The sequence below is a fragment of the Pseudomonas sp. 2024-210 genome (assembly GCF_045062345.1).
Taxonomy (GTDB): domain Bacteria; phylum Pseudomonadota; class Gammaproteobacteria; order Pseudomonadales; family Pseudomonadaceae; genus Aquipseudomonas.
Genome location: NZ_JBJGEJ010000005.1, coordinates 159436 through 186221 on the forward strand (window position 1 = coordinate 159436; position 26786 = coordinate 186221).

The 26786-nt window shown below is 55.8% G+C and carries 21 protein-coding genes and 3 tRNA genes; 8 read left to right on the forward strand and 16 right to left on the reverse strand.

The features are described 5' to 3' along the window. The first annotated feature begins 43 nt into the window (after nt 1–43). On the forward strand, nt 44–823 hold the full coding sequence (fpr, locus tag ACI7MX_RS09685) for a ferredoxin-NADP reductase (protein ID WP_122784702.1): 780 nt from the start codon (nt 44–46) through the stop codon (nt 821–823). Nucleotides 824–881: 58 nt separating this feature from the next. Here fpr and tsaA read toward each other — a convergent pair whose 3' ends face one another. The 5 genes from tsaA to rimO form a co-directional block, all read right to left on the reverse strand. After that, nucleotides 882–1577, reverse strand: coding sequence for a tRNA (N6-threonylcarbamoyladenosine(37)-N6)-methyltransferase TrmO (gene tsaA / locus ACI7MX_RS09690; RefSeq protein ID WP_405587219.1), 696 nt, complete (start codon nt 1575–1577; stop codon nt 882–884). Nucleotides 1578–1696: 119 nt separating this feature from the next. After that, nucleotides 1697–2158, reverse strand: coding sequence for a DUF1456 family protein (locus ACI7MX_RS09695; protein ID WP_122784700.1), 462 nt, complete (start codon nt 2156–2158; stop codon nt 1697–1699). A 75-nt stretch (nt 2159–2233) separates the two neighbouring features. Then, on the reverse strand, nt 2234–2944 hold the full coding sequence (locus tag ACI7MX_RS09700) for an rRNA pseudouridine synthase (RefSeq protein ID WP_314488159.1): 711 nt from the start codon (nt 2942–2944) through the stop codon (nt 2234–2236). A gap of 50 nt (nt 2945–2994) precedes the next feature. Beyond that, nucleotides 2995–3480, reverse strand: a complete 486-nt coding sequence (locus tag ACI7MX_RS09705; protein WP_405587215.1) for a GNAT family N-acetyltransferase — start codon at nt 3478–3480, stop codon at nt 2995–2997. Between the two features lie 103 nt (nt 3481–3583). After that, nucleotides 3584–4921, reverse strand: coding sequence for a 30S ribosomal protein S12 methylthiotransferase RimO (gene rimO / locus ACI7MX_RS09710; RefSeq protein ID WP_314488155.1), 1338 nt, complete (start codon nt 4919–4921; stop codon nt 3584–3586). Between the two features lie 300 nt (nt 4922–5221). Between rimO and ACI7MX_RS09715 the strand changes: the two genes are divergently transcribed. After that, nucleotides 5222–7123 carry a potassium transporter Kup gene (locus ACI7MX_RS09715; RefSeq protein ID WP_405587211.1) on the forward strand — a complete coding sequence of 634 codons (1902 nt, stop codon included), beginning with the start codon at nt 5222–5224 and terminating at the stop codon, nt 7121–7123. 770 nt (nt 7124–7893) lie between these two features. Here ACI7MX_RS09715 and ACI7MX_RS09720 read toward each other — a convergent pair. From ACI7MX_RS09720 to ACI7MX_RS09740, 5 genes are all read right to left on the reverse strand, one after another. Next, on the reverse strand, nt 7894–9174 hold the full coding sequence (locus ACI7MX_RS09720; protein ID WP_405587208.1) for a virulence factor family protein: 1281 nt from the start codon (nt 9172–9174) through the stop codon (nt 7894–7896). After that, nucleotides 9174–11816 (reverse strand): bifunctional lysylphosphatidylglycerol flippase/synthetase MprF, encoded by a 2643-nt coding sequence (gene mprF / locus ACI7MX_RS09725; protein WP_405587205.1) that lies wholly within the window; start codon nt 11814–11816, stop codon nt 9174–9176. Before mprF ends, ACI7MX_RS09720 begins: the two co-directional genes overlap by 1 nt. A 259-nt stretch (nt 11817–12075) precedes the next feature. Next, nucleotides 12076–12152, reverse strand: a tRNA-Met gene (locus tag ACI7MX_RS09730). A 161-nt stretch (nt 12153–12313) separates the two neighbouring features. Continuing rightward, nucleotides 12314–12390, reverse strand: a tRNA-Met gene (locus ACI7MX_RS09735). 269 nt (nt 12391–12659) lie between these two features. Next, nucleotides 12660–12736, reverse strand: a tRNA-Met gene (locus tag ACI7MX_RS09740). Between the two features lie 287 nt (nt 12737–13023). Between ACI7MX_RS09740 and dinB the strand changes: the two genes are divergently transcribed. Then, entirely contained in the window at nt 13024–14085 is a 1062-nt protein-coding gene (gene dinB, locus ACI7MX_RS09745) for a DNA polymerase IV (protein ID WP_314489848.1), read from the forward strand. Here the strand turns inward: dinB and ACI7MX_RS09750 are convergent. The 4 genes from ACI7MX_RS09750 to ACI7MX_RS09765 form a co-directional block, all read right to left on the reverse strand. Then, the gene (locus ACI7MX_RS09750; RefSeq protein ID WP_405587201.1) at nt 14082–15035 is read right to left on the reverse strand and encodes a hypothetical protein; all 954 of its coding nucleotides are present in this window, start codon (nt 15033–15035) and stop codon (nt 14082–14084) included. The genes dinB and ACI7MX_RS09750 overlap by 4 nt on opposite strands. Before the next feature lie 17 nt (nt 15036–15052). Further along, nucleotides 15053–16768 carry a proline--tRNA ligase gene (locus ACI7MX_RS09755; RefSeq protein ID WP_405587198.1) on the reverse strand — a complete coding sequence of 572 codons (1716 nt, stop codon included), beginning with the start codon at nt 16766–16768 and terminating at the stop codon, nt 15053–15055. A 103-nt stretch (nt 16769–16871) separates the two neighbouring features. Further along, nucleotides 16872–18416 carry an AmpG family muropeptide MFS transporter gene (locus ACI7MX_RS09760; protein ID WP_314489854.1) on the reverse strand — a complete coding sequence of 515 codons (1545 nt, stop codon included), beginning with the start codon at nt 18414–18416 and terminating at the stop codon, nt 16872–16874. Nucleotides 18417–18458: 42 nt separating this feature from the next. Continuing rightward, nucleotides 18459–18812 carry an MGMT family protein gene (locus ACI7MX_RS09765; RefSeq protein ID WP_405596012.1) on the reverse strand — a complete coding sequence of 118 codons (354 nt, stop codon included), beginning with the start codon at nt 18810–18812 and terminating at the stop codon, nt 18459–18461. 164 nt (nt 18813–18976) lie between these two features. Between ACI7MX_RS09765 and ACI7MX_RS09770 the strand changes: the two genes are divergently transcribed. Continuing rightward, the gene (locus ACI7MX_RS09770; RefSeq protein ID WP_405587191.1) at nt 18977–19990 is read left to right on the forward strand and encodes a DUF481 domain-containing protein; all 1014 of its coding nucleotides are present in this window, start codon (nt 18977–18979) and stop codon (nt 19988–19990) included. Between the two features lie 52 nt (nt 19991–20042). Here the strand turns inward: ACI7MX_RS09770 and ACI7MX_RS09775 are convergent, their stop codons facing one another. Next, nucleotides 20043–20801, reverse strand: coding sequence for an SDR family oxidoreductase (locus ACI7MX_RS09775; RefSeq protein ID WP_314489861.1), 759 nt, complete (start codon nt 20799–20801; stop codon nt 20043–20045). 152 nt (nt 20802–20953) lie between these two features. On the opposite strand from ACI7MX_RS09775, the gene ACI7MX_RS09780 reads away from it, so the two are divergent. The 4 genes from ACI7MX_RS09780 (at nt 20954) to groL (ending at nt 24455) form a co-directional block, all read left to right on the forward strand. Then, entirely contained in the window at nt 20954–21679 is a 726-nt protein-coding gene (locus tag ACI7MX_RS09780) for a HugZ family protein (RefSeq protein ID WP_405587188.1), read from the forward strand. Nucleotides 21680–21750: 71 nt separating this feature from the next. Beyond that, entirely contained in the window at nt 21751–22224 is a 474-nt protein-coding gene (locus ACI7MX_RS09785; RefSeq protein WP_153381573.1) for an FxsA family protein, read from the forward strand. Between the two features lie 244 nt (nt 22225–22468). Then, on the forward strand, nt 22469–22762 hold the full coding sequence (locus ACI7MX_RS09790; protein WP_122784685.1) for a co-chaperone GroES: 294 nt from the start codon (nt 22469–22471) through the stop codon (nt 22760–22762). A 49-nt stretch (nt 22763–22811) separates the two neighbouring features. Further along, nucleotides 22812–24455 carry a chaperonin GroEL gene (groL, locus tag ACI7MX_RS09795; protein ID WP_122784684.1) on the forward strand — a complete coding sequence of 548 codons (1644 nt, stop codon included), beginning with the start codon at nt 22812–22814 and terminating at the stop codon, nt 24453–24455. A gap of 344 nt (nt 24456–24799) precedes the next feature. On the opposite strand, the gene ACI7MX_RS09800 is transcribed toward groL, so the two are convergent. Further along, entirely contained in the window at nt 24800–26749 is a 1950-nt protein-coding gene (locus ACI7MX_RS09800) for an LTA synthase family protein (protein WP_405587183.1), read from the reverse strand. Between the last annotated feature and the right edge of the window lie 37 nt (nt 26750–26786).

Here is a 26786-nt window from a genome sequence, read left to right on the forward strand (position 1 = left end):
TCGCGCCCATTGTCAGCGCAGGCGAATTTTAGGAGCCCCGTACATGAGCAACATGAACCACGAACGTGTCCTCAGTGTTCACCACTGGAACGACACCCTGTTCAGCTTTAAGTGCACCCGTGACCCGGGCCTGCGCTTTGAGAACGGTCAGTTCGTGATGATCGGCCTGATGCAGCCTAACGGTCGTCCGCTTATGCGTGCCTATTCGATCGCCAGCCCTAACTGGGAAGAGCATCTGGAGTTCTTCAGCATCAAGGTGCCGGATGGTCCGCTGACCTCCCAATTGCAGCACTTGAAGGAAGGCGATGAAGTCCTGATCAGCAAAAAGCCTACTGGTACGCTGGTTCTTGACGATTTGAAGCCGGGCAAGCATTTGTACCTGCTGAGCACGGGCACAGGTTTGGCGCCGTTTATGAGCGTCATTCAGGACCCTGAAACCTACGAGCGTTTCGACAAGGTGATCCTGTGCCACGGCGTACGTTACGTCAATGAAGTGGCTTATCGCGAATTCATCACCGAGACCTTGCCGCAGAATGAGTTCTTCGGTGAAGCGGTGCGCGAAAAGCTGATCTACTACCCGACCGTAACCCGTGAGCCTTTCGAAAATCAGGGGCGTCTGACCGATCTGATGCGCAGCGGCAAGCTGTTCTCCGATATTGGTCTGCCGCCGATCAACCCGCAGGACGATCGTGCCATGTTGTGCGGTAGCCCAAGCATGCTCGACGAAACCAGCGAAGTGCTTAACAGCTTCGGCCTGACTGTTTCGCCGCGGATGCGCGAGCCGGGTGACTATTTGATCGAGCGTGCCTTCGTCGAGAAGTAAGCAGCGCTGATCAAAAAAAGAGGGAGCTGGCTTGCCAGCTCCCTCTTTTCGTTTGCGCTTACAGCTTTGGAATCACTTCAAGCACGCGAATTACTCCGGGTTCCGGGTAATGCCAACGCACATCGACATCCCAAAAAACTGCGCCGTATTCGCGCTCGGCTGTAGGTGTTTGGTAGGCCGGCCGTGGGTCTTGGGCCAGGCATTGCTCTATCAGCGCCACCAGCGGCTCTTGAATGCGCAGGGCATGGTCTTGCGCCTGGTGCAGCGCGTTCTCGCTCCAGTGCACGGTGATCAAGGCCGGGGGTGCACTTGCCATGCTGTTACTGGCGCTGTCGATGATGTCGGCGTAAGGCACGTAGGGCTTGATGTCCAGAATCGGCGTGCCATCTAGCAGGTCAATTCCAGAGATAAACAAGCGCCCGGGTTCAACCTTGTCCAGCTTGACCACTGACTGGCCAATACCATTCGGGCGATGGGTGGCGCGGGTAGCGAATACGCCCATCGACGTGTTGCCGCCCAGCCGGGGCGGGCGCACCTTGAGGCGAGGCTTGTCTTCGAGTGCCTGATGGAACACAAACAGTAGCCAGACGTGACTCACCTGTTCCAGTCCCTGTACTGCGTCGCCCTGATTGAAAGGCGCAACCAGCTCCAGTACACCGCGGGCAGCCGGGGCCAACTGCGGCTGACGCGGAATGGCGAACTTCTCCTTGAAGCAGGAGCGCACAAAGCCAATAGGTGAAACGCTGTAGGTCATGGTCGCGGGCTCCCAGTGGCAAGCTGCAAGTTTTAAGCTGCAAGCTAAAAGCGACAAGTATTCACAATGATGCTTTTGATTGCAGCTTGCAGCTTGCAGCTTGCAGCTTAACGCTGCTTTTAAGCTCTAACCCGCAGGGTTAGCCCTTTCAGGAAATTGCGCAGCAACTGGTCGCCACAGGTGCGGTAGTTGGTGTGGCCAAACTTGCGAAAAAGGGCGCTCAATTCGGGTTTGGATACCGGGAACTCTGCCGCCTTGAGGATGGCGTGCATGTCATCCTCTTTCAGCTCGAAGGCCACCCGGAGTTTTTTCAAGATGATGTTGTTGGTCACGGGCAGTTCTACCGGCATCGGCGGACGGCTTTCGTCCTTGCCGCGCTTGAAGATCACCAAGCCATCAAGGAAGTGCGCCATGACGTCGTCAGGGCAGCGTACAAAACCTTCTTCTTCGTCTTTTTTCAGGTAGGTCAGCACGTCTTCTTTGGTGACGTCCATACCGCCCAGTTTGATGATTTCGACAACCTTGTTGTCGCTGATGTCGAGCATGTAGCGCACGCTACGCAGTACGTCGTTATGAATCATAGGGTCAATCCTGATATTCAGCAGTGAGCACCGCAGGCAATGCTGCGGTGTCGAAATGTTCGGGGCAGGCGGTGTTTAGAACTTTTCGGTGGTCGCCATGTAGCGCCACTGGCCGACAGGCAGCTTGCCCATCGATACGCCACCAATACGAATACGGCGCATGGAAATGACGGTCAGGCCGACGGCCTGGCAGAATTGTGCAATGACACCCGGCTGCGGATTCTTCATCGCAAAGCGCAGACGATTTTCGCTCTGCCAGCTGGCCTTCACGGCAGGTAGCTCGCGACCTTTGTAGGTCATGCCGTGGTTAAGGCGGTTCAAACCGTGCGGGGCCATCTCGCCAGAGACTTCAACCACATACTCTTGCTCAATCTTGTTGGCGTCGGCAGTCAGTTTGCGCACGATTTTCCAGTCTTGGGTGAACACCAGCAGGCCGCTGGCGTTGGCTTGCAACTCATTGCCAACGGTCAGACGCAGGAAATGCCCTTTAAGCGGTCGCTTGCCGTAGCGGTGTTCTTCGCTCAGGGTCTCTGGGCCAATCAGAGCCAGGGCACTGTCAGTGTCCAGGCCCGCAGGTGCGTTCAGCAAAATGGTCACAGGCTCGGGTGGTGTGGCCTTGGCATGCGGATCCAGCTCGACCTTTTGGTCGCCGACCTTGAATTGTGGCTCGTCGATGACTTCGCCATCTACCGTGACCCAGCCACCTTCAATGAACAGTTCGGCCTCACGGCGCGAGCAGCCGACGAGTTCGATGAGGCGTTTGGAGAGACGTATCGGTTCAGACATGACAGGGGCCGTAATAGAATGGGGCGACTATTGTACCCGGCTGGCGCTGGTTAAGCCCGGCTACATTTACCGAAAGCGCGGAGTGGGCGTTTATAACGCAAGTGCAGCAACGGATAGGGCTGGCCCAAGCCGTCTTTTTCGCAGCGGCCGACAACTTCAAAGCCTTGTTTGATGTAAAAGCCGATGGCTTGCGGATTTTGTTCGTTGACGTCCAGTTCCTGGGCGTTGAGCTCGTTTATGGCGAATGAGAGCAGGCTTTTGCCGATTCCCAGGCCCCGATAGTCAGGGTGGATAAAAAGCATTTCAACCTTGTTGGCTGCCACGCCCACAAAGCCGCAGATTTTTTTGCGAGCCAAGTCTTTGCAGCACGCGAGCATCACGCTGTCCAGGTACTGATCTTTGACCAAGGGCCGCAGCAGTTGGATATAGCTGTCAGGCAAGAAATCGTGGGTAGCACGAACAGATGACTCCCATACGTCAGTCAATTCTGCAAAATCGCCAAGGCGCGGTGTATGAATGGCCCACTTGTGTAGCATCGGCGTGTCTCCTGGCGCAGATGGCGAGCGTGATGGATTAACCATAGCCGTAAAAAAAGCCCTGTCGCGAGCACGGCAGGGCTTTTTTAGAAGCGTTAGCGGTTTAAATCGCTTCAGCCCACAGGTCGTACTCGTCGGCGTCGGTCACACGGCACATGATTTTGTCACCGGGCTTGATATCTTTCTCGGTGGCGATAAACACGTTGCCGTCGATTTCCGGAGCGTCGAAGAAGCAACGACCCACAGCACCTTGTTCGTCCACTTCATCGATCAGCACTTCGATTTCCTTGCCGATCTTCAGTTGCAGGCGGGCGGCACTGATGGCCTGCTGGTGAGCCATAAAGCGCTCCCAGCGCTCTTGCTTGACGTCATCCGGCACGATGGCGGCATCGAGCAAGTTGGCGGGTGCGCCTTCTACTGGCGAGTACTGGAAGCAGCCAACACGATCAAGTTGTGCTTCGGTCAACCAGTCGAGCAGGTATTGGAAGTCTTCCTCGGTTTCGCCGGGGAAGCCGACAATAAAGGTCGAACGGATGATCAGGTCTGGGCAGATGACGCGCCAGTTCTTGATGCGGGCCAGGGTCTTGTCCTCAAAAGCCGGACGTTTCATGGCTTTGAGTACTTTGGGGCTGGCGTGCTGGAAGGGGATGTCCAGGTAGGGCAGGATTTTGCCTGCCGCCATCAGCGGGATCAGCTCGTCAACGTGCGGGTACGGGTAAACGTAGTGCAGGCGCACCCATACGCCCAGAGTGCTGAGGGCTTCGCACAGTTCGGTCATGCGGGTTTTAACCGGCGCGCCGTTCCAGAAACCGGTGCGGTATTTTACGTCAACGCCATAAGCGCTGGTGTCCTGGGAAATCACCAGCAGCTCTTTAACGCCGGACTTGACCAAGCGCTGGGCTTCGTCGAGCACGTCACCGACCGGGCGGCTGACCAATTTACCGCGCATGGAAGGGATGATGCAGAAGCTGCAGCTGTGGTTGCAGCCTTCGGAAATTTTCAGGTAGGCATAGTGGCGCGGTGTCAGCTTGATGCCTTGTGGTGGCACCAGGTCGATCAGCGGGTTGTGATCCTGGCGGGGCGGTACAACCTGGTGTACGGCGTTGACGACTTGCTCGTACTGCTGCGGGCCGGTCACGGCCAAAACGCTAGGGTGCACGTTGCGGATAGTACCTTCTTCGACGCCCATGCAGCCGGTGACGATGACCTTGCCGTTTTCCTTGATGGCTTCGCCGATGACTTCCAGCGATTCAGCCTTGGCGCTGTCGATAAAGCCGCACGTGTTGACCACCACGACATCAGCGTCCTGGTAGGTGGAAACAACATCGTAGCCTTCCATACGCAGCTGCGTCAGGATGCGTTCGGAGTCGACTAGGGCTTTAGGGCAACCCAGGGAAACAAACCCGACCTTCGGGTTGGCTGGCTTGGTAACGGTGGACATGGCGAACCTCGGTATGTAGTGACGTTACATGCCCGTAAAAGGCTGCACGACGAACGGGCGCTTAGTGCGCCTCTAATGAAAAAAAGTGCGCAATTCTAGCTATGGGCAACGCGCTTGACCAGCGTTAAACGGGGATTTGCGACGAGTGCTGCGCTATGCTGCGCGCCGTCGTGAAAAGAGCGTATTTTACGCCCGTGTTTTGCAGGAAAGTGTCTGCACAAGCAGTCAGAAAAACAGAGTGCGCTGTTCAGTGCGGTGCTCGGTGTTTAAAAGTGCGATCTAGAGTCGTAGGAGTGGTCGATGGGGCAGGTCAGCAGTCAGGCAGCGGAACACGGTCATTCAACAGCAAAGCCCATTGGTATGCTGGTTGCCGCCGTCGGTGTGGTGTATGGCGATATCGGTACCAGTCCGTTGTACACCCTCAAAGAAGTGTTTTCCGGTGGGTATGGCGTTCAAGTCAATCACGACGGGGTGTTCGGCATTTTGGCGCTGATCTTCTGGTCGCTGATCTGGGTCGTGTCGATCAAGTACGTGCTGTTCATCTTGCGCGCGGACAACGAAGGCGAGGGCGGCATCATGGCGCTGACGGCGCTGGCACGGCGGGCAGCCTCGCCTTATCCCAAATTGCGCTCGGTGCTGGTGATTCTGGGTTTGGTGGGTGCCTCGCTGTTTTACGGCGACAGCATGATTACCCCGGCGATCTCGGTTTTGTCGGCCGTTGAAGGGCTTGAGCTGGCGTTTAGCGGTCTGGATCGCTGGGTCGTGCCTTTGGCCTTGATCGTGCTGGTGGCGCTGTTCTTGATTCAACGACGAGGCACGGCGACGCTGGGCAAGCTATTCGGCCCGATCATGGTGCTGTGGTTTGTGGTGCTGGCAGGGCTGGGGGTTCACGGCATCCTCCAGCATCCGCAGGTGTTGCATGCGCTGAACCCTATGTGGGGCGTGCGTTTCTTTGTCTCACATCCCGGCATGGGCGTGGCCATTTTAGGGGCTGTGGTACTGGCGTTGACCGGCGCTGAAGCGCTATACGCAGACATGGGGCACTTTGGGCGCAAGCCGATTGCTCGCGCCTGGTTTGTGCTGGTACTGCCCGCGCTGGTGCTCAATTACTTCGGGCAGGGTGCTCTGTTGCTGGAGAACCCTGACGCGGCGCGCAACCCGTTCTATTTGCTGGCACCCAGCTGGGCGTTGATCCCGTTGGTTGTCCTGTCCACGCTGGCGACCGTGATTGCGTCCCAGGCGGTCATTTCGGGCGCCTTCTCGTTGACCCGCCAAGCCATTCAGCTCGGTTATATCCCGCGCATGCACATTCAGCACACCTCCAGCGCTGAGCAGGGGCAGATTTATATTGGTGCGGTGAACTGGTCGTTGATGGTCGGGGTGATTTTGCTGGTGCTGGGCTTTGAGTCTTCGGGGGCGCTGGCATCGGCCTACGGCGTGGCCGTCACGGGCACCATGCTGATCACCAGTATTCTGGTGTCCGCCGTCATGTTGTTGCTGTGGAAGTGGCCACCCGTGTTGGCGGTGCCGGTGTTGATAGGGTTTTTGTTGGTGGACGGATTGTTTTTTGCTGCCAACGTACCGAAAGTCGTGCAAGGCGGGGCGTTCCCTGTTCTGGCGGGGATTGTGCTGTTCATCTTGATGACCACCTGGCGGCGCGGCAAACAGTTACTGGTAGATCGCCTGGATGAAAATGCGCTGCCGTTACCGTTGTTTATCAGCAGCATTCGAATACAGCCGCCACATCGTGTGCAAGGTACGGCCGTGTTTTTGACTGCCCGACCTGATGCAGTGCCTCATGCGTTGCTGCACAACCTGCTGCATAACCAGGTGCTGCATGAGCAGGTGGTGTTGTTGACGGTGATGAACGAAGACACCCCGCGAGTGCCAGAACAGCAACGTTTTGAAGTGGATGCCTATGGGGAGGGGTTCTTTCGGGTGATTCTGCACTTTGGCTTTATGGATGAGCCGGATGTGCCGCAAGCGCTGAAGTTGTGCCATCTCGATGAGTTGGACTTCAATCCGATGCGCACCACTTATTTCCTGAGTCGCGAGACGGTGATCGCGTCAAAATTGGTGGGCATGGCGCGTTGGCGCGAAGCGTTGTTCGGTTTTATGTTGAAGAACGCCAATGGCAACCTGCGTTTCTTCAAGTTGCCGGTCAATCGGGTGATTGAGTTGGGGACGCAGGTGGAGATGTAGAAAAGGCCAAAGCCCCCTCACCCTAGCCCTCTCCCAAAGGGAGAGGGGACTAAAAGCAAAAGCAGATTTGGGCAACACCACAATCAAGCTCCCTCTCCCAAAGGGAGAGGGGGCTAAAAGCAAAAGCAGATTTGGGCAACACCACAATCAAGCTCCCTCTCCCAAAGGGAGAGGGGACTAAAAGCAAAAGCAGATTTGGGCAACACCACAATCAAGCTCCCTCTCCCAAAGGGAGAGGGGACTAAAAGCAAAAGCAGATTTGGGCAACACCACAATCAAGCTCCCTCTCCCAGAAGGAGAGGGGACTAAAAGCAAAAGCAGATTTGGGCAACACCACAATCAAGCTCCCTCTCCCAAAGGGAGAGGGGACTAAAAGCAAAAGCAGATTTGGGCAACACCACAATCAAGCTCCCTCTCCCAAAGGGAGAGGGGACTAAAAGCAAAAGCAAATTTGGGCAACACCACAATCAAGCTCCCTCTCCCAGAGGGAGAGGGGACTAAAAGCAAAAGCAGATTTGGGCAACACCACAATCAAGCTCCCTCTCCCAAAGGGAGAGGGGACTAAAAGCAAAAGCAAATTTGGGCAACACCACAATCAAGCTCACTCTCCCAGAAGGAGAGGGGACTAAAAGCAAAAGCAGATTTGGGCAACACCACAATCAAGCTCCCTCTCCCAAAGGGAGAGGGGACTAAAAGCAAAAGCAGATTTGGGCAACATCACAATCAAGCTCCCTCTCCCTCTGGGAGAGGGCTGGGGTGAGGGTCGGCCTTTACTCCGGTGTCACTTGATGCTTCTTGATCAGGTCAACCAGACGCTGGGCCAGCGCCGGGTAATTCTCGTCAAAGTGATGCCCGCCCGGCAGCTTCAGGCTTTCGCCCACCGCCGTCTTGGCCGTGCAGCCGCTTTCATCGACTTCTTCTGCGCCATAGATGCACACCACTTTGCTGGCAGGCAGTTTGGACATTTCTTCGCCGGTATCCGCTTCTGCACCCGCTTTACCCAGCCAGCCATCGACATGGATCTCAAAGCTGCCACTGCGGGCAAAGGCCAGCAGCATGATGGCGTCGACACGATTCTGTTCGGCTTCGGGTAAACGGTTGTAGGTGGCGGGCAATACGTCCGCGCCAAACGAATAGCCCACCAGCACAAAGCGCTGAGTGCCCCACTTCTGGCGGTAGTGTTGCATCAGTTCGGTCAGGTCGGTGGCGCTTTGCTCGGGGGTCTTGTGCTGCCAGTAATAACGCAGCATGTCGATGCCGACGACCGGGTAACCGATCTTGGCCATTTCCCCGGCCACGTCGCGATCCAGGTCACGCCATCCGCCGTCGCCTGACAGAAATAACGTCACGGTACTGTTTTGCTGGCCAGCAGGCACTTCAACCACGGGCATGTTCAGCCCACCGTTGTCATCGCCCACCAGAATTTTGCGCAGTTCGTTGCTCAACACTTGTGGGAAGTGAATGTCGTAATCGCTGATGCTGGTTTGGGCATTGGGTTGATCGCGCACAAAGGCTGCGCTCGGGTCGTCAGGGTTGTCATTCCAAGCCACCAGCCAGTTGCCGTGGGCTGCGGATTTCGGCACGGGCAGGGTACAACCGGGTTCTTCCAGCTTGAAACCCACCGACACGGCCTGGGCTTTGTCGTTTGTCTGTTCGGCTAGCCAGCGCCACGCCAGCGTTGCCCCTGGGCCAATGCCGCTGACCAGCGTGGCAGGGCCCTTAAGCTGTTGCAGGGCCGTTTCCAGGGCTTTGTGCTGCAAGGTGCAATCATCCTTGGGCAGGATCACTTGCACCAGTTGCGCTTTACCACCCTGGCTTAACGCCGTGAGTTGTTTGTCGGTCAAGGCCTCTTCGGCCGGCGTTGCGATAACCACGCGGGCTTGGGCCTTCTGCCCTGGTGACACCCTGGTCAGGGTCGAGCCGTCAGTCTGGGTCAGGTGTTCAACGGTGGGTTCGGGGGCGGGACGATTCCACCACCCATAACCGCCAGCGGCGAGCGCGACCAGAACAACCAATGCAAGCCATAAAAACCGCCAGGAACGATGTTTCATTAACGTTTCACCAATCCAGTCAAGCCGCCTGCAATCAGGGCGGCGGTATCGGCCAGTGCCACCAGTGGATCAAGTCCGGCGGGAACGGCCATATAACGAGGTTCCCAGTCAGGCTGGAATTTGTCTTTGAAGCGACGCAAACCCTGAAAGTTGTACAAGTGCTCGCCACGCTGGAACAACATTGACCCTAAACGCTGAGTCAGTGGCGCGCCGCGGCGCGGTTGCAGGCCAGACAAGGGCACCATGCCCAGGCTGAATCGTGCGTATCCATGCTTTTTATAATGCTGAATCAGACCGACCATCATGAACTCCATGGTCAGCTTGGGGGCTTGCGGGTGAGCGCGCATCAGGTCGAGGCTCGACAGTTCATGGCTGTGGGTCTCGAGCAAGTTGGCAAAAGCCACCGGTTTGCCTTCGAAACGAATAATCGCCACGCGAAAATGCTTGATGTAGTCCTCGCTGAAGCGCCCCAGCGAGAAGCCCTTTTCGCGCACATTCTTGCCCGTCAGCCACGCATCGGAAATCACTTTGAGTTCAGCCATTGGCGCCTCACCCGGCTCGTGTATTTCCAACGACAGGCCGTCGCGGGTGCCACGGTTCCAGGTGTAGCGCAGGTCTTTCATCTCTTTGCCTTTGGCGTCGAGATCAAATCGATGTAAGTCCACCCGGGCCTCTTCTCCCAGCTTGATCGCAGTCAGACCGATGTCCATGTAGAACGGCAAGTTTTCGGCGCGAACCTGATAGAACACGGGGCGAGCATGATAGACGTCACACAGGTCACGGAATTGCCAGATCAATTCGGCCCGTTGCTGAGGCGGCCCGATCGGGTCATACAGCGCAACCAGACTGCGTCCACGACGTGCGTACATCAAGAAGGCGTTGTCATCAGGGTGAAACAGCAGTGCTTTATCGCCCGTCAAGGCCAGCCCGCCATCGGGCTGGTCAGAGGCCAGGATGATTTTGGCGGCTTTATCCAACTCACTGGCATCCGGCAAATGGATGACCGGGCGTGCGGTGCGCAGCAGCCAAGTGAGCGAGACAATCACCAGCAGCACGGCAGCACCCAGCAGAGAGCGCAGGCCGCGGGGTGCGTCGGAATCGAGGGTGAATTGCCACCACAGTTGATGGCTGTAAGGCACATCTTGATAGGCGAATAACAGTAGCCAGATAGAGGCACCTAGCACACAGATGCTGGACACCAGATACAGCGGCGAAAAGGGCAGTTCGGTCAGTCGGCTCGGGCGGTAGAAGGAGCGGCGAAACAGCCCCAGCAGGCTGGCAGTCAGTACCAGAATAGTGGCCTCTTCCCAGTCAAAACCTTTGAGCAGGGATAGCACGGCGCCGACCAGCAAGAGAATCGTGGTCAGCATCCAGGCGGCCGACAGGCGGCGTCTCAGGCCTTGAGCCAACAATAGGCAAAGCACGCCGATCAGGCTCGCGCCGAAGTGCGAAGCATCGATCAAGCGATGGGGGATCAGAAACCCGATGTGTTCAAGGCGTGTATCAATTTCGGGCGTCGCGCCTGAAAACAGCAGCACGATGCCGGACATAAAAACCAGAACTGAAAGAATCGGTGCTGCCAGACCGGAGGCTACCCGCAAGCTTTGTCGGGTATGGATCAGTCGCTGTGCCTCATTGAGCAGCAGCATGAAGCACGCGACCAGCAGCGGCAAAATCACGTAAATCATGCGATACAACAGCAGCGCGGCTGCCAGTGGGGCCGCGCCCAGTTTGTCGGCGAACGCAGCGAGCAAGATGGCTTCAAAAACCCCGACGCCGCCAGGCACATGACTGAGAACGCCTGCGGCCAGTGCCAGCAAATAAACCAGCAGGAAGGGGCCAAACGGGGGCGCTTCAGGCAGCAGTAAGTACAGCACTGTGGCCGCAGCCGCGACGTCCAGCGCGGTAATCACCAGTTGCAGCAAGGTCAAGCGTGGGCTGGGCAATCGCAGGGTGCGCCGTCCGGCCTTCACCAGCAGATTATTCGGGATGGGTTGCTCAGGCAAACGACGGCGGTAAATGCCCAGCGCCAGTAGCGCAAACAGCGCGAGTACGGCAACAGACACTGAGCCTAATATCCAGACAGGAATATTCAGGGCTGTCGAAGCTGCTGGCAGATTACTCAGCGTTGCGAGTGCAGCCAAAGGCGGTAATGCGCACCCCAGTGACAGGCTGGCAAACAGCGTCATGTGGGCGACTTCAGAGGCACCTGCGCCATAGCGCGCGTAAAGCCGATAGCGCACTGATCCGCCAGACAGCAAGGACAGTCCGATGGCATTGCCAATGGCAAACGCCGTAAAGCCGCCGAAGGCCAGGGTCTTGGTGGGCAGCTTGACCCCTGCATAACGACTCGCCGACCACTCATACCCAAGCAGTATCAAAAACCCCACGGCTGTCGCAGCCAAGGCGCCGAGGAGGGCGGGCTTGGGGACTTCCTGAAGGGAGTCTTGCAGGGCGTAGAGATCCAGTTCGCTTAACAAATGACGACAAGCGATCAATGCTATTGCAAACAGCAGCAGGGTCAGTGCGAGTCCAATGGGTTGGCGGTATTTGCTCAGCAAGTCCAGCCAGCGCAACCGTGTTGCGGCAATGGGGTGGGTAGCTGTAACGGCTTCTGTGGGTTCTGGCGAATTATCGGGCATCAATCACCTCGTGGATCGTGCGCGACAGGATGGAGGCATCGACTCAAGTTACCAATCCTTTTGGTCAAAATAATTTGAAAAACTTGCAGCTGTTTGCCTGATGTTCAGGTTAGGTGTGTGAAAAACAGTTAATTGTGGGCGCGAAGCATGGACTGTCGAACTTTCAGAAATATGACGTTTATTGTCAATAAACGTCTGCACATGACTTTTTGAGCGCGCACAAAAAAGACCACTCTTTCGAGTAGCCTTTTTTGATGTTTGGTTGCGGGAGCCGGATTTGAACCGACGACCTTCGGGTTATGAGCCCGACGAGCTACCAGACTGCTCCATCCCGCGTCTGTGGGGTGGATTCTACAGAGGATCGCCGGGGTGTCAAGCTTAAATCGCGTAAGTGATTGAAATACGCCGTTTTAATGCTTGATGGCCTGGCTTGGCAATCATCGTGAAAAACACGCGCGCACAAAAAAGGCCACTCTTTCGAGTAGCCTTTTAATGTTTGGTTGCGGGAGCCGGATTTGAACCGACGACCTTCGGGTTATGAGCCCGACGAGCTACCAGACTGCTCCATCCCGCGTCTGTGGGGCGCACTTTACAGTGATGAGCAGGGGAGTCAACCTTTAATCCACAAAACGGTTAAATAAGGTGCAAATAGGGGGTGGTGGTAAGCAATCGTTGATCCGGTCAAAGCGATGCTTGTGAGGTCATGCACGGGCAGGGCTTTCGATAGCTACGCCGCTGATGCCTTAGTGCCTCATCAGCTACTCAAGGTCGGCGATGGCATAAAAAGGTAAAAACAAACGCGCACAAAAAAGGCCACTCTTTCGAGTAGCCTTTTTTGATGTTTGGTTGCGGGAGCCGGATTTGAACCGACGACCTTCGGGTTATGAGCCCGACGAGCTACCAGACTGCTCCATCCCGCGTCTGTGGGGTGGATTCTACAGCGATACGCGGTGCTGTCAATCGTTAATTTAGAAAATAGCGTTCTGCTTCAATCAGTTAGGGTGTTTTTCAGTTATTAGAATGGCTACAGCCCTTGCCCTGTATAGGGTTTGGCTCTATCGATCAGTTTTATTCGATTAAAAAATCAAATAAACCGGGTAAATTTCCTACGCTCGTCGGCCAGAAATAAGACTACTGGTGCTATATACAGTTGCCGGTGACATACTGGCGATCTGCATTGCCTTTCCTTTTAAGAACACCGCCCTACATGACGCAGCGCAAAATCATCCACGTTGACTGTGACTGTTTCTATGCCGCAATTGAGATGCGTGATGACCCGAGCCTGGCGAACAAGCCAATGGCGGTGGGTGGCTCGGCTGATCGGCGCGGTGTGATCTCAACTTGCAACTATGAAGCGCGGGCTTACGGTGTCCGCTCGGCCATGGCGTCCCGCCATGCGCTTAAGCTATGCCCAGACCTGGTGATCGTGAGCGGTCGAATGGAGGCTTATAAAGAAGCCTCCAAAGAAATTCATGGTATTTTGCGTGATTACACCGAGCTGATTGAGCCGCTGTCGCTGGATGAGGCTTATCTTGATGTGTCAGATAGCTCGCACTTTGCTGGCAGTGCGACGCGAATCGCTCAAGACATTCGGCGTCGGGTCTCCAACCAGCTCCATATCACTGTATCTGCAGGGGTCGCGCCGAACAAATTCCTCGCCAAGATTGCCAGCGACTGGAAAAAACCCAACGGCTTGTTCGTTATCACCCCGGATCAGGTGGAAGACTTCGTGTCGGCGTTGGCGGTTAACAAGCTGCACGGCGTAGGCAAGGTCACTGCTGACAAGCTGGCGCGCTTGGGGATTGAAACCTGTCTGGATCTTCGTGATTGGAACAAATTGGCGCTGGTGCGGGAATTTGGCAGTTTCGGGGAGCGTTTGTGGGGGCTGGCGCGGGGGATTGATGAGCGTCAGGTGCAAAGTGATAGCCGCAGGCAATCCGTAAGTGTGGAGAACACCTACGACACGGATTTGCCCGATCTGGCGACGTGCCTTAAAAAAGTACCGGAGTTGCTTGAAACCCTGAATCGAAGGATTGAGCGCATCGGCAGCGGTTACCGCCCCGGAAAGCCGTTCGTCAAAGTGAAGTTCCACGATTTTACTCAGACCACGCTTGAGCAGTCGGGTGCCGGTCGCGACCTTGAGAGTTACGAGGGGTTGTTAAGTCAGGCGTTTGCCCGAGGCGCCAAGCCCGTCCGATTGTTGGGGCTTGGCGTGCGGTTGCATGATTTGAGCGGTGGTCATGAACAGTTGGAGCTGTTCGGGCGTTAGCTGACGCCGGGGTCTGCCACCAATCGACCGGCTTTCTGGGTCAGAGCCTGCAAGAACTCACGTTGTAACTCCGGGTCGTTGCGAGTGAGTTCAATCAGACTTTGCTCCAGTTCGCTGGCTTCTTCTTCCAGCCCCAATTCTGAGAGGCGCTTGACCCGGTGAACCCATTGGTTGACGTCGTCACCCTCAAGGTCGTCGTAGATCAGGTTGTGCGCTTCGAGCAGTTTTGTACGCAACGTGTGACTGATCGACAGTGTGGAGTCAGAGTGAGTTTCGTCCTGTGCATCCTCAACCGCAATCGTCAGGGTGCTGATGCGGTTCAAATCCTGCTCGGCAAAAGGGCTGTCCAACAAGTTGAGGCGCAGGACGCCGTTACGGTCCGTCGTCATTTCGTGGCTTTGCGAGCCAGCCTTGACCATGACCGGCCGTTCAGCCCAAGGCAAGCTTGAGTTTTCGAGGCGTTTGTCGCGTTGAATATCGTCAATTCCCGCCAGATTTTGTTCGGCGCGGCCATGGGACTGTACGTTCATGGCCGGGTTAATGCCGGCAAAACCATAGCTGATCCAGTCTTTTGTCACGCTGTCCGGTAATTGCCCAAACATAAAGACGTTAAGCACATTGGCGCCCACGCCGGCGACGATCGCTACTGCACCCAGCGGAATCTCATAGACCTCGCGCCAGGGTTGATAGGGCGTGTACCTGTCGTAATGCCGCGTGACATCGAACTCAGTGACCTCAAAGGTCTTTTGCTCATTGATGCGCACACGGCGTTGCGGCAGCTCCAGCACTGATGGCGAGCCGACATCGATCTGCAAGTTGTGGGCGAGCAGTTTGCGCTCAATGCGCTCCTCGTGCTCGCTGCGTTGCGACATGTGGTTGGCGCAGCCGCTCAGCAGCAGGGCGCCGCACATGGCGGCGCCCCCGAGGGTCAAGGTGTGTCGATTGAACATGGTGTCTCTATCTGGATTCAGCGACGGATACGCGCCTGAAGGAAGGCCAACACCTCAGCAACGGGCAGTGCTTGCGGCTCTGCTTCGGTGCGGCTCTTGTATTCCAGATTGCCTTCGGCCAAGCCACGGTCGCTGACGACGATCCGGTGCGGGATACCGATCAACTCCATGTCGGCGAACTTGATGCCTGGGCTTGTTTTCTTGTCGCGGTCATCCAGCAGCACTTCAAAACCGGCAGCCGTCAGTTGGGCATACAGGGCGTCAGTGGCTTCGCGAACGGCTTCGGTTTCGTAACGCAGTGGCACCAGTGCCACTTGGAACGGAGCCAGGGCGTCGCTCCAGATAATGCCGCGCTCGTCGTTGTTCTGCTCGATGGCAGCAGCGACCACGCGGGATACGCCAATGCCATAGCAGCCCATTGCCAATGTGACTGGCTTGCCGTTTTCGCCCAGTACCTGGCACTTCATGGCTTCGCTGTATTTGGTGCCCAGCTGGAAGATGTGACCGACTTCAATGCCGCGCTTGATTTCCAGCGTGCCTTTACCGTCAGGGCTTGGGTCGCCAGCCACCACGTTACGCAAGTCGGCAACAGTCGGAACAGGTAGGTCGCGTTCCCAGTTCACGCCAAAGTAATGTTTGTCATCAATGTTGGCGCCCACGCCAAAGTCGCTCATCAGCTCGACAGAACGGTCAATAATGCACGGCAACGGCAGGTTCAGTGGGCCCAAAGAACCCGCGCTGGCGCCGATTGCATCGCGCAGTTCTGCATCCGAAGCCATGGTTAGCGGGCTTGCCACCAAAGGATGGTTGCCGGCCTTGATTTCGTTGAGCTCGTGATCGCCACGGATCACCAGTGCGATCAACTTGCCTTCTTCGGCTGCGTGAACGATCAGGGTCTTGACCGTTTTTTCGATTGGCAGGTTATAGCCTTCTACCAATTGCACGATGGTTTTGGCATCGGGCGTGTCGACCAGGCGCAGCTCTTCAGTCGCCGCAGGGCGTGAAGTTTCGCGTGGCACCGCTTCGGCTTTTTCGATGTTGGCGGCGTAATCCGAAGCATTGCTGAAAGCAATATCGTCTTCGCCAGACTCGGCCAATACATGGAACTCATGGGAGCCAGCGCCGCCGATGGAGCCGTTGTCGGCCTCTACTGGGCGGAAGTTAAGGCCCAGGCGGGAGAATATATTGCAGTAAGCCTGGTGCATGCGGTCATAAGTGATTTGCAGCGAAGCCTCGTCGGTATGAAACGAATAGGCATCTTTCATGATGAATTCGCGACCGCGCATCAAACCAAAGCGAGGGCGAATCTCATCACGGAACTTGGTCTGGATCTGGTACAGGTTGATAGGCAGCTGTTTATAGCTGTTCAACTCGTTGCGGCACAGGTCGGTGATCACTTCTTCGTGGGTCGGCCCAACGCAGAACTCACGACCGTGGCGATCCTTGAGGCGCAACAGCTCGGGGCCGTACTCTTCCCAGCGGCCCGACTCTTGCCACAATTCAGCCGGTTGAATGCTCGGCATCAGCACTTCCAGAGCGCCAGCAGCGTTCATTTCTTCGCGAACAATGGCTTCGACTTTACGCATGATGCGTAAGCCCATGGGCAGCCAGGTGTACAGGCCGGAAGCAAGTTTACGAATCATGCCGGCGCGCAGCATCAGCTGATGGCTGATAACGACCGCGTCGGAAGGCGTTTCTTTCTGTGTGGCGAGCAAATATTGACTGGTGCGCATGGTTAGCCGGTGCCGTTGCTGATGACTGGAAATAGCTGGGCATTGTACGGGCGAGAGGTGTCTGCGTACAGGGCGGGGCGGGGAGAGAGGCTCTCCCCGATTTTTACGGGGTTTTTTCGAGATTGACAGGCGGGTTCAAGCGCGCCCGGCGGCTTTCCTGAAACCAGTGCAGGCTGATCAGTAGCAAGGTCGGCACGCCCATGACAGCAGTGATGATGAAAAAGTTGTGGTAACCGAATTTCTCCACCAGAACCCCTGAATAGCCACCCATCAGGCGCGGCAACAGCAGCATGATAGAACTGAGCAGTGCGTATTGGGTCGCCGAAAACTTCAGGTTGGTCAGGCTGGACAGGTAGGCCACAAAGGCAGATGTCGCGAGGCCCGAGCTGAAGTTATCGAGTGAAATGGTGACAATCAGCATTTGCAGATTAGGGCCCATGTCAGCCAGCAGCATAAATAGCAGGTTGGTACCCGCTGAGGCTGCGCCGCCGATCAACAGAATCGGCAAGATACCGAAGCGAACGATGAGCAGCCCGCCCATGCCGGCCCCAACAAGCGTCATGATCAGGCCGAAAATCTTGCTGACCCCGGCAATCTGATCCTTGGTGAAGCCTTGGTCGATGTAAAACACGTTGGCCATTACGCCCATGACCGTATCAGACATGCGGTAAGTGGCGATCAGGCCGAGCAGCAGCAGGGCTTGCCAGCGGTAACGCAAGATGAAGTCGTTAACCGGTGTCAGAACAGGGGCCAGACCTCGTCGCCCCATTGATGACAGGCATAGAACGGTGAGCAGTGTGTAGAGGATGGCCCTCAGAAAAGCTCGGTCCTCGAGGACCAGGTTCACCGGGCTTACACCCTCGAAAAGCACGCTGGCGAAGTCGGTGTTGTACAACTGGGTGAACATGGCCGGCACGGACACCAGCAGTACGATCAATACGAACACCGATGCCAGTTGGTGGGCAAAACTGTAGCGCCCCGCAGACAGTTGAGTGCGCAGTGGCACTGGCGGTTCGCGCATGAAGAAGGTGGTCAACAACGCCGGAACCATCAACAAACCGAACAGCACATAGGTGCCGGTCCATGCTGAGTGCTTGTAGTTAAAGCCCGTAGACCCGAAGCCTTCGGCAAAGAACAATGCGCCGGCAGTGGCCAGCAAGGCGGCAACGCGATAGCCAGACATGTAACTGGCAGCAAGGGCGGCCTGACGGTTGTCGTCGGCAATTTCCAGTCGATAGGCGTCTACGGCAATGTCTTGAGTTGCAGAGGCAAACGACACCACGACGGCAATGGCTATAAGCCATGACAAGTGCTTTTGCGGGTCGCAAAAGCCCATGCCGATGAGTCCGAGGATCACAAGCGTTTGGGCGAGTACCAGCCAGGATCGGCGTCGACCGAGTTTGCCCAGCAGGGGTAAGCGCCATTGGTCGAGCAGCGGCGACCACACCCATTTAAAGGCGTAGGCCAGACCGATCAGGCTCGCATAGCCGATGGTTTCGCGGGCCACACCGGCTTCACGCAACCATACGGAGAGAGTTGAAAACACCAGCATGTACGGTAAGCCGGCGGCAAAACCGAGCAGCAACAGCACAAGGGTCGAGGGGCTGGAATAGGCAGCTAGCGCTTCGCGCCAGGTTTTACGGGGCATGGACTCGAGTCTGCCTCTGATTACGGAAACAAAGGGCGCACTCTAACCGCAGTGCTCTATCGGGCGCCAGCCATGACGACGTAAATCCACACGACTGTTTGAAAGGCTCACCCCTTCACTGCGCAATCGCGCACGCTGTTCATCGCCGGAAGGGCTGCCTGCTGGCAAGCTGATACGGCCTCCGGCGGCAACGACTCGATGCCAGGGCAGGCGTGACCCTTCCGGCAGCTGGCTGAGTGTGCGTCCAACACAGCGCGCAGCACGGCCCAAGCCAGCCAGCTCGGCGAGTTGACCATACGTCACCACATAGCCTTCGGGCACTTGCATCAGGGTCGTGTACAAGGCTGTGCGGCGAATATCAGCCGGGCTTTGTGGTAAGTCGAGGGCTGTGCTCACGGCAAATTCTTCATGTTTCATGACGTTGGTGGGAGGCGAATACGTTCTTGTCAATTGGACCAAGAAATGAACTACAAGAGAATCAGTCAGTCTTTATTTGCCTGAGGCACGTCTATCCGGATAATGCCGACATTCCTTCGCACACCTGAGTCTCGCATCTGCTTATGTTGTCCAGAACCCTGTTATGCCTTGCTGTCTTGAATGTGTCCACGCCTTTACTCGCCGATACCGTCTGGTTGAAAAATGGGGACCGTCTTACCGGTAAAATCAAAGTGTTTGATGGCGGCAAGTTGTTGGTTCAAACCGACTATGCGGGTGCCATCCCGATTGACTGGAAGCAAGTCAAGACGCTGGAAAGCGACCAGGAGTTGTTGGTCAAACAAGATGCTTACACGGGCGAAAAGGCCAAGTCGCTCAAAGCCGCCGAAGATGGCAAGGTCACCCTGGTCAACGGCGAAGCGCCTAAAACGGTTGATCTCGCCAGTATTGAGCAGATCATCAAGCCCAAGCCGGTGATCGAAGATTTGGTCTGGAAAGGTAATGTGGATGTCGCGCTGGACTACAAACGCGCCGATAAAGACACAGATGATTACGATATCGACTTCAAAACGACGGCCCGGCATGGCGCCTGGCGTCACCACGCCGAGGGTGAGTACAACCGGGAGTTCCAGAATGATGTGGTGACCACGGATAACTGGAGCGCCGAATACGCCTTGGATTACTTTATTGATGATCAGTGGTATTGGCAGGGTCGGCTTGGCTATACACGGGACAAGGTTGAAGACATTGCCCGTCAACGCACGGTGGGTACTGGCCCGGGCTACCAATTCTGGGATGATGAATTAGGTGCGTTCTCGCTTGGCTCGCTGCTTAATCGCACCGATTATGAATATTCCGACGGCAAGAAAGATAACTTCTATTCCATAGCCATGAAATGGGACTACAACCGTTATCTGATGGGTAAAACAGTTTCGCTCTTTACCAATGGTGAATTGGGCAAGCCGCTTGAAGGGGCGTCGGATTACAGCCTGGATGCAGAGATTGGCTTGCGCTACAAAGTCACCGAGTGGGCTTCGTTGAATCTCAAGGCTGAAAAAGAACTGATCGGCAGTGGCAGTGGTTCGGATAACGCGCTCAATAAAACCCGTTATACCGCAGGGTTTGGCGTGATGTGGTGAGGGTGTTACCCCTCAGCGTTGTGTGAGCAAGGCTGAGGGGCAGAGGCCGGGATTAAATCCGCAGCCCGCCATCAAGTTCAAGAATACGCCCGCTGTAATAGTCGTTTTCGAAGATATAGGCCGCTGAGTGGGCAATTTCCTCGACCTTGCCCATGCGCTTGAGCGGGATGCCAGCCGTCATCTTTTCCAGCGCTTCGGGCTTCATGCCCAACGTCATTTCAGTCTCAATGAATCCGGGTGCTATCCCGGCGACACGAATTCCGTAGCGCGACAGCTCTTTGGCCCAGGTCACGGTTGCTGCGGCCACACCCGCCTTGGCGGCAGAGTAGTTGGTCTGACCGACATTACCGGCGCGCGAGATCGACGAAATATTGATAATTGCGCCCTGATTGTTCAGCTCGACCATTTTTGCGGCCACCTCGCGAGTGCACAGAAACACGCCTGTCAGGTTGACGTCGATGACTGCCTGCCATTGGGCCAGACTCATCTTGGTCATCACGCCATCCTTGACCTTGAGCAGCAGGCCATCACGCAAGATGCCAGCATTGTTGATCAGGCCATGGATCGCGCCGAAATCTTCTGCCACTTGTTTTATGGTCTGCGTCACCTGCTCTTCGTCCGCGACGTTACACAGGTAAGCTCGCGCCTCTACACCCTGTGCCTGGCAAGCCGCAACAGCCAATTCGAGCTTTTCTGGGTTGAGGTCAATCAAGGCCAGTTTTGCGCCTTTGGCCGCCAGATATTCGGCCATGGCACGACCTAGCCCTTGGCAGCCGCCAGTGATAATGATTACTTTATCGTTTAATTGCATGGGAACCCTCAGCAGCCATTCAGAAGTGAGACCTTATAGGCTATCGATCTGCGCCGCATGCGCGATTCGCCTATCAGACATAGCCCTGAGTGCGGGTTGACGGCTAGCCCTGAACTCGTCCGTTTTAGACGGATTTTATAAGGAGTCATAAGTTGAGCGTTGAAGCTGCCAAGCATGCCCGAGAATTACTGCTCAAGGAATACCGTGGAGCCTTGTCCACGCTCTCCAAAGCCATGCCGGGTTTTCCATTTGGGTCCGTTGTGCCTTATTGCCTGGATGATCAAGGACGACCGCTGATTTTGATCAGCCGTATTGCTCAGCACACCCACAATTTGCGCAAAGACCCAAAGTGTTCGCTAATGGTGGGAGAGCGCGGAGCTGAAGACGTACAGGCTGTAGGTCGATTGACTTACCTTGCCGAGGCTGAACAGCTGACCGACCCTCTAGCTATTGAGGCTGGCGCTGAACGTTACTACCGTTACTTCCCTGAAGCGCGTAGCTATGACACGGCGCACAATTTCGATTTTTGGGTGCTCAACCCGGTTCGTCATCGTTATATCGGTGGATTTGGTGCCATCCACTGGCTGGATAACATCACGCTGCTCAATCCATTTGCCGGGCAGGCAGAAGTGCGCATGGTCGAGCATATGAACAGTGACCATGCCAATGCCATTGAGCACTATATTGAACTGGCCGGATTACCGAAAACGGCGCCCCCTCAAATGGTCGGCATCGACAGTGAAGGTGTGCATTTGCGTATAGGTGACGCGTTGTACTGGTTGGGCTTTCCAGAGCCTTGCAACACCTCGACACAGGTGCGTGAAGCCTTGGTTCTATTGGCTCGCGCCACTGAGTGGCCAAAAAAACAGACGGTCTAGCCTTGAATTCATAGAGGCGCGCCGTCATCTATGATGGGTTGGAAGATATTCTTCCGGAGAGGAATCATTTGATGCGCGCTTTTCTATTGCTCTTTCTGCTGTTTCCCGTGCTAGAGCTGTACGTATTTTTCAAGGTCAGCACCGCTATCGGGTTCTTCCCTGCGTTGTTGCTGATCATTGCTGGCTCCATGCTGGGTGTTTTGGTTGTTCGCGTTGCCGGTTTGGCGACTGCACTGAAGGCCCGAGAAAGCTTGAATCGCGGCGAGCTGCCAGCCCAGCAAATGCTTGAAGGCCTGATGCTCGCTTTGGGTGGCGGTTTGTTGGTATTGCCAGGGTTTATCAGTGATGTGGCAGGTCTGCTGTTGCTGTTCCCGCCGGTGCGTCGTTTTCTGGTGTACCGCTTGCGTAAGCGCGCCGAAGAGCAGGCGCTTCGTCAGCGCGCCTTTGCCGATGAGTTCGACCCAGTCGTTCGACCGGGCACACACAAGCCGCTGGGCCGTGAGCCCAACGTGATCGAAGGCGAATTCGAACATCGCGACAAGTAACATTTCGGCATTTACAACACGGCACCCCAGGTGCCGTGTTTGCTTTGAGCGGGCGCTGGATTTTAAAAAAAATTAGCGTGCGCGCTCTTGTAATCAGTTGATACGCCCTTATGTAACGGACAACGCAAGGTTTCGCTGCTAACAGCGATTCTCTATAAGCGAACGGCACCCGGCATTTCCGGACTTGTAAACCCAGCCGGTATTGACACCGGCCGATGAACACCTCAATTAGGAGAGATCGACAATGAAGCTTCGTCCTCTGCATGACCGCGTCGTAATCCGTCGCAGCGAAGAAGAAAAGAAAACCGCTGGCGGTATCGTTCTGCCGGGTTCTGCTGCAGAAAAAGCTAACAGCGGTGAAGTGATCGCCGTTGGTTCGGGTCGCGTTCTGGATAACGGTGAAGTGCGTGCACTGGCCGTTAAAGTGGGTGACAAGGTTGTGTTCGGCCCTTACTCCGGCAGCAACACTGTGAAAGTCGACGGCGAAGACCTGTTGGTTATGGCTGAGAACGAGATTCTCGCTGTAATTGAAGGCTGATTTCCCGCTCCTTTTCCCGTTACTACAAAGTATTTAAGGAAGAACGAACATGGCTGCTAAAGAAGTTAAATTCGGCGACTCCGCCCGTAAAAAAATGTTGGCCGGTGTAAACGTCCTGGCTGACGCAGTAAAAGCGACCCTGGGCCCTAAAGGCCGTAACGTGATCATCGAGAAAAGCTTCGGCGCTCCGACCATCACCAAGGACGGCGTTTCTGTAGCCAAAGAAATCGAGCTGAAAGATCGCTTCGAAAACATGGGCGCGCAGCTGGTTAAAGACGTTGCCTCCCGTGCCAACGATGACGCAGGTGACGGTACTACTACTGCGACTGTTCTGGCTCAATCGATCGTCAACGAAGGCCTGAAAGCCGTCGCTGCCGGCATGAACCCGATGGACCTGAAGCGCGGTATCGACAAAGCGACCATCGCTATTGTCAAAGAACTGCGTCAACTGGCCAAGCCATGCGCTGACAGCAAGGCAATCGCTCAGGTAGGCACCATCTCTGCCAACTCCGACAGCTCCATCGGCGACATCATTGCCGAAGCTATGGAAAAAGTCGGCAAAGAAGGCGTGATCACTGTTGAAGAAGGCTCGGGCCTGGAAAACGAACTGTCTGTTGTTGAAGGCATGCAGTTTGACCGTGGTTACCTGTCCCCGTACTTCGTCAACAAGCCAGACACCATGACAGCCGAGCTTGATGGCCCGCTGATCCTGCTGGTTGACAAGAAAATCTCGAACATCCGTGAGCTGCTGCCAGTACTGGAAGCTGTTGCCAAAGCTGGCCGTCCACTGTTGATCGTCAGCGAAGATGTTGAAGGCGAAGCCTTGGCAACGCTGGTTGTGAACAACATGCGCGGTATCGTTAAAGTAGTTGCTGTAAAAGCACCTGGCTTTGGTGATCGTCGCAAAGCAATGCTGCAGGACATCGCTGTTCTGACAGGCGGTACTGTTATCTCGGAAGAGATCGGTCTGAGCCTGGAAAGCGCTACCCTGGAACACCTGGGTAATGCCAAACGCGTTACTGTGACCAAAGAAAACACCACCATCATTGATGGTGCTGGCGTTGAGGCTGACATCCAGGCTCGCGTTACTCAGATCCGTGCTCAAGTGGCTGATACCACTTCTGACTACGACCGTGAAAAACTGCAAGAGCGTCTGGCCAAACTGTCCGGCGGCGTTGCAGTGATCAAGGTTGGCGCTGGTTCTGAAGTAGAAATGAAAGAGAAGAAAGCCCGCGTTGAAGACGCCCTGCACGCTACCCGTGCAGCCGTTGAAGAAGGCGTGGTACCTGGCGGTGGCGTGGCACTGGTTCGCGCTCTGCAAGCCATCTCCGAACTGAAAGGCGACAACGCTGATCAGAACGTAGGTATTGCTCTGCTGCGTCGTGCTGTTGAAGCACCTCTGCGCCAGATCGTTGCCAACTCCGGTGACGAGCCAAGCGTAGTTGTCGACAAAGTGAAGCAGGGTTCGGGTAACTACGGTTACAACGCAGCCACTGGCGAATACGGCGACATGATTGAAATGGGTATTCTTGACCCGGCTAAAGTGACTCGTTCGGCTCTGCAAGCGGCTTCGTCGATTGCCAGCCTGATGATCACCACTGAGGCGATGATCGCTGAGATCCAGGAAGACAAACCAGCTGGCGGCGGTATGCCAGACATGGGCGGTATGGGTGGTATGGGCGGCATGATGTAAGCCAGCTTTACCCCGATACGCAAAAGCCCCGCCTGAGTAATCAGGCGGGGCTTTTTTGTGGGTTATGCATGGTTAAAAGCCCCTCACCCTAGCCCTCTCCCAGAGGGAGAGGGGACTGATCTGGGTGATACTCAAACCTGGGTTCCACCGCAAATCAGCTCATTCTCCCTTTGGAGAGAGAGGGAACTGATCTGGGTGATGCTCAACCCCGTGTCCCACTGCAAATCAGCTCCCTCTCCCTTTGGAGAGAGAGGGAACTGATCTGGGTGGCTCAAACCTGTGTTCCACCGCAAATCAGCTCCCTCTCCCTTTGGGAGAGGGTTGGGGTGAGGGTTGCGGATCAATCAGCGCTCTGTAACCTGCACCGGTAACTTTTGCTCCGGCTTCCAGCTCAACAGTTGCTGTTTATAACCATAGCTCGCGGCTTGGTAGTAGGTAATCGCCCGCTCTACCAGCGGATCGGTAGCCGGTACGCGCGATTCAACACTGGCTGTCAGCGCTTGATCGTGACGACGTAGCCCCTGACGCGGGCTCAATATCGCCAAGTCTTTGCCATCGAATAGTCCAAGGTGCTGATAGTTGCCCACCACCACTCGCGGGGCCAGCGGGTTGTCCTGCAACACGTTGCGACCAAAGAACGTCGACTGGTAATCCATGTTCAACAAGCCCAGCAGGGTGGGAGCCAGGTCGATCTGGCTGGCCAGTTGCGCGTTCTCGCGTGCTTCAATCAGTTTTGGCGCATAAATAAACAACGGGATTTGGTAGTTACTGATCGGTAAGTCTTCTTTGCCCGCACTGCCCGCCGTGTGATCAGCTACGAAGATAAAGATCGTGTTGTCAAACCACGGTTTTTTCCGTGCATTTTCGAGGAATTGGCCGATGGCATAGTCGGTGTATTTCACCGCCCCATCGCGACCATGACCCGATTTGATGTCGATTCGGCCTTCTGGATAGGTATAAGGACGATGGTTAGATGTGGTCATCAATTGCAGCAAAAACGGCTGTTGTTGCGTGTAATCGGCATCGGCCAGTTTCAGGGTTTCACGGTAAAGGTCTTCGTCTGCCATGCCCCACGCGTTTTTGAAGTGAATGTCGGCTTCATTCACGCTGCTTTGGTCGACGACGCGATAGCCATTTCCACTAAAGAACGCGTTCATGTTGTCGAAGTAACCACGACCCCCGTACACAAATACGCTGTCATACCCGACCGCGTTCAATTGTTGCCCAAGGCTGGCAAAGCCACTTTCACGACCGATGCGCTTGACGATGGATCGCCCCGGCGTGGGTGGAATGGCCAAGGTAATCGCTTCCAGCCCGCGATCCGTACGGGTGCCAGTGGCATAGAAGTTATTGAAATACAGGCTCTCTTTACGCAACTGATCGAGGTGGGGGGTCAGGTTGCGATCATCGCCATTGCTGCCCAAATATTTCGCACTCAGGCTTTCAATGGTAACCAGCACGATGTTGGGATGGCGCACAACGCCGGGGTTATCGATAGTGCGGCGAATATCCAGCGCATCCTGGCCGACAAACGTCGCGTTGGGTTCAGCCAGCTCGCTGCGCAACTGCTTGGCTACCACAGCCGTGGGCAGGCTGGTGTAGAACTGCTGATAGTCGAGTTCGTTGTTACGGAAGGCTGCGAAGAACTGGTACGGGCCGTTGCTGGCCAGTTCATGCTGATAAGCGTTGCCGCCCTGACCGCGCGGCGCATCCTGATCGAGCAGTTGCAGGCTCAGCCCGGCCACCAGCAACAAGCCGGCAAAGGTGGCGGCACGTGCGCGAACGGTCGGTAGTGGTGCATTGATCGCAGCGTTGAAGGGTTTGCGCAACGCGACGCTTAGAAGAATGGCTACGACGCCAATGGCGCTTAGCAACATGCCAATCGGGTAAGACTCCATGACGTTATTCAGCACTTCATCGGAGTAAACCAAATAGTCCACGGCGATAAAGTTGAAGCGCACGCCGAACTCATCCCAGAACAGCCATTCCGCCACGGCCGTGAACAGCATGGCAAACAAACTGACAGTTAGCAGGCCTTGCAAGAACCACTGATGACCCCCGCGACGCCACAGCCCAGGCGGGCACAGCAGTAGATACAGTCCCAGTGGTACGGCGGCATAGGCCAGAAAACCGAGGTCGTAGAGCAAGCCAATGCCAAATACAGGCAGCCAGTGATTGCCGGCCTCGCCAAGGTGAGTGGCCAGCAACACCCCTCGGGTGATTAAAAAGGTCGCAAGCCAGCAGCCCGTCAATAACAGCAAATAGCGCATAGGCGCGGAGTCCAGCAGACGCATGAATGTTTTTCCTTAAACCTTGGGGTGCGCAAGTGTG